The following is a 7,513-nucleotide window of genomic DNA, read 5'->3' as shown; positions in this document are numbered from 1 at the left end:
CCATGGAGGAGCGGTAAAGGATGTCCACGAACCCGTTCGACGACGAGAGCGGCGAGTTCTACGCCCTGATCAACGACGAGGGCCAGTACTCCCTGTGGCCGACGTTCGCCGAGATCCCGGCCGGCTGGACCGCCGTCCACGGTCCCGGCCCCCGGCCCGAGGTGCTGGAGCACATCGAGACCAACTGGTCCGACATGCGCCCACGCAGCCTGGTGGTCGAGATGGAACACGAGGCGCGACGGTAAGGGGGTACGGCGATGCGGGTTGTGGTGTTCGGGTACATGACGTGGGGCCGGCGCACGATCGAGGCGGTGCTCGCGGCCGGCCACGACGTGCCGCTGATCGTCACGCATCCGGACGGTGCCAGCGCCTACGAGAAGATCTTCAACGAGTCCGTGGCCGACCTCGCCGCCGACCACGGCATCCCGCTGCTGGTCCGCAACCGCGCCGGGGACACCGAGGTCCGGGAGGCGGTGGCCGGCGCCGCCGCCGACGCCATGGTGGTCTCGAACTGGCGCACCTGGCTGCCGCCCGAGGTGTACGGGCTCCCGCGGCTCGGCACCGTCAACGTCCACGACGCGCTGCTGCCCGCCTACGCCGGGTTCGCCCCGCTGAACTGGGCGCTGATCAACGACGAGCCCGAGGTCGGCGTGACCGCGCACATGATGAACGCCGACTTCGATGCCGGCGACATCATCCTGCAGCTGCGCACCCCGGTGTCGGACGGCGACACGGTCGTCGACCTGTTCGACCGCACGCTCGCGATGTTCGGCCCGATCACCGTCGAGGCACTGGAGCGGGTGGCGACCGGCCGCACCGACCCGACGCCCCAGGACCGGGGCGCGGCCTCGTACTTCCACCGCCGCTGCGACGAGGACAACCGCATCGACTGGGGCTGGCCGGCACGCGACATCTTCAACCTCGTCCGGGCCCAGGTCGACCCGTACCCGAACGCCTACTGCTACCACCGTGGTGAGCGGCTGCGGGTGCTGCGCGCCCGCGTCACCGACGACGTGATCGGCGGGACGCCCGGGCGGATCGTGATCCGGCGGGGGAGCGGCGTCGTGATCGTCGCGGGGGCCGCCGCCCGGCGCGGGCGCAGCCGTGGCCTCCTGGTCGAGCGGGTGCGCACCGACGACGGGCGGGAGCACGACGCGGCGGAGTACTTCCCGCACATGGGCGGGTACCTGACGTCCTATCCCGCTGCGGCGAGCAGCTGAGCCGCGTCCCGGCTGCCCGGCGGTTCCGCACCCTCGGCCATCCCGGCCACGGTGGCGAGCAGCAGCGAGTTGACCGGCGTCGGGATCCCGTGGCGGCGGCCGAGCTCGACGATCTCGCCGTTCAGGTAGGCCGCCTCGACCGACCCGGTGGCGCGGTGCAGGCTCTGCCAGGTGGAACCGCCGCCCCGCGACGCGCCGGCCACGGGCCGCTCGGTGATGAGCCCGTCGCGCCGCGTCCGCTCCTGGTCGACGGGGAGCACGGCGATGCCGGCCGCGGCCAGGCAGCGCTCGCCCTCGTCCCGGGCGGCGGCGGCGAGCTCGCCGAGCCGCGGGCTCCCCGGCCCGCACGCCGCCTCGGCCGCGTTGGCCAGGTTGAGGAGCAGCTTGCGGTACTTGGCCTGCATCACCGCCGGGTCGGCCAGGGAGCTGAAACCGGCCGCCGTGAGGTCGGCGGCGATGCGCTCGGAGAGCTCGTCCACCCCCTCCGGGTATCGGCCGACGTCGAGACCGCCCGGCACCGGCAACGAGTAGGCCACCACCTGACCGGGCGTGAGGTGCGCGGCGGGCAGCATCACGCACATCGCCTGGACCTCGGCGAACCGGGCGGCCGCGAAGCGCTCGTTCGCCACGCCGTTCTGCGCGCACACGACCGGCACGTCCGGCGCCACGGCGTGCAGCTCGTCGAGCACCGCCACCGTGTCCTGGGTCTTCGTGCAGAGCACGGCGACGTCGTCGGCCCGCCACCCGACCTCGCCGACGCCGCCGACGGCGGGCAGGCGCAGCGTGCGCGAGCGCTCCGGGTCGTCGAGGCGCAGCCCCGACTCCTGCAGGGCGGCGAGGTGTGCCCCGCGCGCCACCAGCACGACCTCGCGGCCAGCCTCGGCCAACCGCCCACCGATCGTGCCGCCGATGGCGCCGGCGCCGATCACCACGTATCTCATGCGCCCAGCTTCGCAGGCGCCGTGCCCACCACTCCTGTGGTCCTCGTCATTCAGCCGGTCACGCGGGCGAGGGCGAAGAACTCCTGCCGGGAGCGGGCGTCCTCCCGGAGCGTGCCCAGCAAGGTCGAGGTGGTGGTGCTGGAGCCGATCGCGCGCACGCCGCGCAGGGTCATGCACGTGTGCTCGGCGTCGATCACCACTCCGACCCCCTTCGGCCGGAGGTTGTGGGCGAGCCACTCGGCGATCTGCTTGGTGAGCCGCTCCTGCACCTGCGGGCGCCGGGCGAAGTGCTCGACGATCCTGGCGAGCTTGGACAGCCCGAGGATGCGGTCGCCCGGCAGGTACCCCACGTGCGCCACGCCCACGAACGGCAGCAGGTGGTGCTCGCACACCGAGCGGACCGGGATCCCGCGCGCCAGGACGAGCTCGTCGTAGTGCTCGTCGTTCGGGAACGTGGTGAGGTCGAACGGCTGCGGGGTGAACAGCTCCGCGTAGGCCTTGGCCATGCGTCGCGGGGTGTTCCGCATGCCGTCCGTGTCGGGCGCGACGCCGAGGGCCCGCAGGAACTGGTCGGCGGCCCGCTCGGCCGCGTCGAGGTCGATGTTCTCGGTGTGGTCGTCGACCACCCGGAGCGCCTGGTGGAGCCTGCTCGTCATCCCGACCTCCCGTTGATTTCGCCAAGAAGTGTTGGTCCTATGGGTCAATATCCACCACTGAGGGACGTTCAGCCAGAGAAAGTTGGCGTTACCACGCCGCGCAGCTACCGTGTCCGGATGGCGGACGGAGGGCCGATCAAAGCGGTCGCCGCGCTGGCGGACGACCTGCGCCAGGGGTTGTACGAGTACGTCCGCCGGGAGCGGCGGCCGGTCACCCGCGACGAGGCCGCCGCCGCCGTGGGGATCTCCCGCAAGCTCGCGGCGTTCCACCTCGACAAGCTCGTCGACGCGGGCCTGCTGCGCGCGCGGAACGAGGCCCGGGGCGGGGTTCGCAAGGTCGGGCGCGCACCCAAGGTCTACGAGCCCACCGACTCCGACATCCGGGTCAGCATCCCGGACCGCCGCTACGAGCTCCTCGCGGAGATGCTCCTGGACGCCGTCCTCACGACGCCCAGGGACCAGGATGTGCGCGACGCCGCGGTCCGCGTCGCACGGACGCGGGGTGAGCGGCTCGGCGCGAGCGAACGCGCCGAGCGCAGGCCCGGCCGGCTCGGCGCCGAACGGGCCCTCACCCTCGCGGAAGGGGTGCTCGCCCGGCAGGGCTTCGAGCCCGCCCGCGAGTCGGCGACCTGCGTGCGGCTGCGCAACTGCCCCTTCCACCCGCTGGCGGCCGGTGCGCCGGAGCTCGTCTGCGCCCTCAACCGCGCGTACCTCGCGGGGATGCTCAGCGGGCTGGAAGCGCGTGGCGTGGACGCGGTGCTCGCGCCGCACCCCGGCGACTGCTGTGTGCGGCTGCGCTCCACCGACGCGCGCTGACGTCGGGAAGTTGTCAAGATCGGCTTGTGATGCAAGCATGCTTGCATGACAAGCAAATGGGAGGCGGACGCCGCGCGGGAGACGCTCTCGACCACGCGGCACCTCGCCGGGCGCGTGCGCCGCGCGCAACGCAGCACCTGGTTGCCGCTCGTGCTGCTCGGCGTGGTGGTCGTCGCGTCGGTGCCCTTCTACCGCATGGGGCGCAACGTCGTGACCTGCGACCCGGCGCTGGGCGCCCGCGGCGGAGTCGAGATCATCGGCCGAGGTGTCTGCGTGCAGGTCGTCGGCTGGCCGGTGGGGCTGTACTGGATCGGTGCGTTCGTCCTGGCGTACGTGGCGATCGCCGCCGTCTACGTGCGCCGCGCCCGGAGTCGCGGGGTCGGTGCCCGGATCTTCCCGTACGTGGGCGCGGGTATCGCCGTGGGGCTGGTCTTCGGCGTCGTCTCGGCCTGGGCCCGGCAACTCGGCCTGAGCGGCTACGTCCTGGCCGGCCCGGTCGGTGTCGGCATGATCCCGCTGATCTCCATCGGTCTCGCGTTGTTCGTGCTGGCCCGGCTCGAACGCAACTGGTCCCTGCTGGTGTTCGGATGCTGCTACCTGGTGGTCGCGCTCGTCGCGACCGGGGTCGGCGCGCGACTGCTGGGCCCGCACGTCGGCCCGCACCTCGCCCCGACGTGGAGCTTCCTGCCGGGCCTGATCGTCGCCGGCGGCGTCCTGCTCCTCGGTGGCATGGGATTCGCCCTGGCCGAACGGCGCCGCGCATGACCCATCCGGCCATCGGGCTCGACGACGTCGTCCACCAGCGCGTCCGGCTGGGCATCCTCGCCGTCGCCCACGAGGCGCGGCGGGTGGAGTTCGGGTTCCTGCGGGCCACCCTGGACCTGACCACCGGCAACCTCTCCCAGCACCTGACCGTGTTGGAGAAGGCCGGGCTCGTGGAGATCGAGAAGGGCTACGAGGGCAGGCGCGCCCGTACCTGGATCCACCTGACCGCGGACGGCAAGAAGGCCCTCAACGACGAGATCGCCCAACTGAAACAACTCATCCGGCAGGTGGAGGAGCCCGGCGCGGTCAGGGGTGGATAGCTGACCCTTCTTGCGTTGGGCGCGCCGTGCCCGACCGGGCCGGACGGTCTCGTTGCCCGGGCCGAGGTCTGTGGGTGCATCGATCCCGTTCGCCTCGACCCCACACCCTGCGGGGGTGGCCGGTCGGGTTCACTACCGAACTCCGTGGTTGCGGGGGCGGCCGTTCCCGACGCGCTGGCACGCCAGTTGCGGACGCAGGGTTCCGGTTGGGTGCGACGCATCTGGCGGTGGTCCCGTTCCCGCCCCCGCGTCGTACAGGTGCTGAAGGTCATCGGCCGGGACCGCGTGCTCGTCGGTGTACTCCTGGCCTCGCCGCTCACGTACCGCCTGGCGAGGCAGTCAGGCGCGAGTGGGGGACGGCGCGCCAAGCCGAGCGTTTCATGGTCAGGTCGACCCCTTGGGTGTCGGGGGCGCCGCGGGCCCATGACGTCGACATGATCATGCAAGGCCAATCGGGACACTCGCAGATACTCGAAACGATCTCGAACCGGTCGCTTGACTTTCGTAGGAGCGCCGGAACGCAGACGGGCCGAAAATTGTCAGACCTCGGTGTCATCCTGGAGTCGAACATCAATCCGATGTCAGCCCGGCGATGAAATACCCGAGGTCGGCTGCGTGCGTGGCGCGTCGTGATCGACATTGCGAACCCATCCGAACGCGACTAGAATCGAACACATGTTCGAGCGCGTGTGCGAGGAGGAGGTTGCCGAACCCGGCGACCCCCGGCTCGAGGACGCGTTCGACTGGGCGAGCATCGAACGCGAACTACGCCGCGGCGGCGAGGACCGCACCTGGGGCGACACTGCCCCGTCCGGGCTGTTCGCCCTGGAAATCGATGCCGACACCGGTGACGAGGCCGGCCTGTCGGACGCACAGTTGATCGATGCGGTGGTCGGGTTCGAACGCCTCGCCGGGTGGGCGCAAGCCCGCCAGGCCCGGTTGTTGGCCGAGTTCGCCCGCCGCCGCCCCGGTGACGACCCGACCCTGGTGGCCACCGACAAGCCGTGCACGATGGGCCGGTTCGCCCCCGACGAGGTCGGGTTGGCGCTGAAACTGGCTCGGATGACCGCGAAGGCCCGGTTGGGTCGGTCGGTGCAACTGGAGCAGGTGCTGCCCGAAACCCTCGCCCTGTGGTCACAGGGGCGCCTGGATGAACGGCGGGTGGTCGCGATCTGCGAGGCCACCCACTACCTGAGCGTGGAGAAGGCGCGGGCGGTGCAGCGGCGTGTGCTGGACCGGGCCCCCGACCACACGGTCGGGCAGTTGAAGGCCGCGCTGAAACGCGCCGTCATCGCGGTCGACCCGGAAGGGGCCGCGGAGCGGCACCGGGCGGCGCGGGGTGAGCGGCGGGTGTCGATCAGTGAGGAACAGGACGGGATGGCGTCGTTGTGGGCGTTGATGTCCGCACCGGATGCCCAGGCCAGCTTCCAGTGGCTCACCCGCCTCGCCCGCGGCTGCGGCACGGACGATCCGCGTGGGATGGACGCCCGCCGGGCCGATCTCGCCGCGGCCCTGCTGTCCGGCCGACTCACCCACGCCGCCCCCGACGCCGACACCGACAGCGATGGGGCCCCTGACGATGTCGGCGACACCGACAGCGCCGCCGACACCGCTCCCGCCACTGACACCGGCGAGGGCGCTGACGAGGGCGCCGACGCCAGCAACGATGCTGACGCCGACCGGGCCGCCGGCGGTGTGGTGCCGCGCCCGGTGAACCCCGGCAAACCGCTCGTGCAGGTCCTGATGCCCTTCAGCACCCTGATCGGCGCCGATGAGCAGCCGTGTGACCTGGTCGGGTACGGCCCGATCCCCGCCGAGCTGGCCCGTGAGATCGCCGCCGACGCCACCCTGCGGCGCCTGGTCTACGACCCCCTCTCAGGCAGCGTCCTCGACCACGGCCGCAGCACCTACCGGCCCCCAGCCGGGCTCGCCGATCACGTCCGCGCCCGGGACGTGTACTGCCGTGGACCGATCTGCCGCCGCCGCGCCCTGGACGCCCATCTCGACCACATCACCCCCTACCCGCACGGGCCGACCAACGACAAGAACCTGCACGGCTGCTGCGGACACGAACACCGCATGAAACACGCACCCGGCTGGGCCGTACGTGCCCTACCCGACGGGCGGATCCAGTGGATCACCCCGACCGGGCACCGCTACCACAGCGATCCCTACGACTACCGGCCCGACGACGACCTGCCACCCGACAAGGCCCCCGCCGCACCCGGCCTGTCGAAGGATCTGGCGGCCAGGCTGGCCCGGCTGGACGCCGACCGTCGCACCACGGCGCTGTGGAACGGCGAGACCATCCCGTCCGACGACGAAGACGGCCCGCCACCGTTCTGACTCCCGGTTCCGCGGGTAGCAGATGCGGGATCTTGGGTTTCGGGTTCTCTGACGGTCGCACCAGCAGCACGTCACCGTGCCGGCCACCACTGCGGCGCATTGCTGATCACCGCCCGGTACGACACCGAGCCGATCCCGCGGAGCAACCGCCGACGCCAAGGTCGCGAAGTCCAGATGTGGGACCAGGCTCCACGATCATGCTCACGCCTCGGCGCTCGGGGAGCTCCCGGAGTTCCGGCGCGAGCCCTGCGCGTCATCGACCGCCCGAGCGGATGCACTGTTCGAGTTGGCCGAGGCAGTGTTGTGCGCCGAGTTGTGCGCCGACGGACCGGTCGCTTCGCCGTGCTCGCTGTGCACCGGCGGCCCGGCGACCCAAAGGCCCGAATGAGACCGACCGCCATCTCGCGCCGACTCGCGGAGACGGCGTTGACGTGTGGCACGGCAATTGC

Annotated in this window: 8 protein-coding genes; 6 read left to right on the top strand and 2 right to left on the bottom strand. The window is 71.8% G+C overall.

The window, feature by feature from the left end; all coding sequences use genetic code 11:
• Nucleotides 1–20 precede the first annotated feature (20 nt).
• Complete coding sequence (locus tag ACU436_RS03595; protein WP_459021554.1) at nt 21–245, top strand: MbtH family protein; 225 nt, start codon at nt 21–23, stop codon at nt 243–245.
• Between the two features lie 12 nt (nt 246–257).
• On the top strand, nt 258–1,220 hold the full coding sequence (locus ACU436_RS03590) for a methionyl-tRNA formyltransferase (protein WP_459021552.1): 963 nt from the start codon (nt 258–260) through the stop codon (nt 1,218–1,220).
• On the opposite strand, the gene ACU436_RS03585 is transcribed toward ACU436_RS03590, so the two are convergent.
• Together ACU436_RS03585 and folE are read right to left on the bottom strand one after the other, a co-directional pair.
• Nucleotides 1,196–2,161 (bottom strand): ketopantoate reductase family protein, encoded by a 966-nt coding sequence (locus ACU436_RS03585; RefSeq protein WP_459021550.1) that lies wholly within the window; start codon nt 2,159–2,161, stop codon nt 1,196–1,198. The two genes, ACU436_RS03590 and ACU436_RS03585, sit on opposite strands and share 25 nt — an antisense overlap.
• 50 nt (nt 2,162–2,211) lie before the next feature.
• Nucleotides 2,212–2,817, bottom strand: coding sequence for a GTP cyclohydrolase I FolE (folE, locus tag ACU436_RS03580; RefSeq protein WP_459021548.1), 606 nt, complete (start codon nt 2,815–2,817; stop codon nt 2,212–2,214).
• A gap of 117 nt (nt 2,818–2,934) precedes the next feature.
• Between folE and ACU436_RS03575 the strand changes: the two genes are divergently transcribed.
• The 4 genes from ACU436_RS03575 to ACU436_RS03560 all read left to right on the top strand — a co-directional run bounded on the left by ACU436_RS03575 (nt 2,935) and on the right by ACU436_RS03560 (nt 7,064).
• Nucleotides 2,935–3,633 carry a helix-turn-helix transcriptional regulator gene (locus ACU436_RS03575; RefSeq protein WP_459021546.1) on the top strand — a complete coding sequence of 233 codons (699 nt, stop codon included), beginning with the start codon at nt 2,935–2,937 and terminating at the stop codon, nt 3,631–3,633.
• Between the two features lie 45 nt (nt 3,634–3,678).
• A complete protein-coding gene (locus tag ACU436_RS03570; RefSeq protein ID WP_459021544.1) occupies nt 3,679–4,398 on the top strand; it encodes a hypothetical protein in 720 nt (239 codons plus the stop codon).
• Nucleotides 4,395–4,718, top strand: coding sequence for a transcriptional regulator (locus ACU436_RS03565; RefSeq protein WP_459021542.1), 324 nt, complete (start codon nt 4,395–4,397; stop codon nt 4,716–4,718). Before ACU436_RS03570 ends, ACU436_RS03565 begins: the two co-directional genes overlap by 4 nt.
• A 639-nt stretch (nt 4,719–5,357) precedes the next feature.
• Complete coding sequence (locus ACU436_RS03560) at nt 5,358–7,064, top strand: HNH endonuclease signature motif containing protein (RefSeq protein ID WP_459021540.1); 1,707 nt, start codon at nt 5,358–5,360, stop codon at nt 7,062–7,064.
• Nucleotides 7,065–7,513: the final 449 nt, after the last annotated feature.

The sequence above is a fragment of the Pseudonocardia wallangbongensis genome, assembly GCF_054486945.1.
Note: the sequence above shows the minus strand (reverse complement) of the source record. Positions and strands in the feature narration are given on the sequence as shown.

Coding starts and splice junctions, on each gene's coding strand:
- ACU436_RS03595 (WP_459021554.1), top strand. CDS start 21: ATGTCCACGAACCCGTTCGACGACGAGAGCGGCGAGTTCTACGCCCTG.
- ACU436_RS03590 (WP_459021552.1), top strand. CDS start 258: ATGCGGGTTGTGGTGTTCGGGTACATGACGTGGGGCCGGCGCACGATC.
- ACU436_RS03585 (WP_459021550.1), bottom strand. CDS start 2,161: ATGAGATACGTGGTGATCGGCGCCGGCGCCATCGGCGGCACGATCGGT.
- folE (WP_459021548.1), bottom strand. CDS start 2,817: ATGACGAGCAGGCTCCACCAGGCGCTCCGGGTGGTCGACGACCACACC.
- ACU436_RS03575 (WP_459021546.1), top strand. CDS start 2,935: ATGGCGGACGGAGGGCCGATCAAAGCGGTCGCCGCGCTGGCGGACGAC.
- ACU436_RS03570 (WP_459021544.1), top strand. CDS start 3,679: ATGACAAGCAAATGGGAGGCGGACGCCGCGCGGGAGACGCTCTCGACC.
- ACU436_RS03565 (WP_459021542.1), top strand. CDS start 4,395: ATGACCCATCCGGCCATCGGGCTCGACGACGTCGTCCACCAGCGCGTC.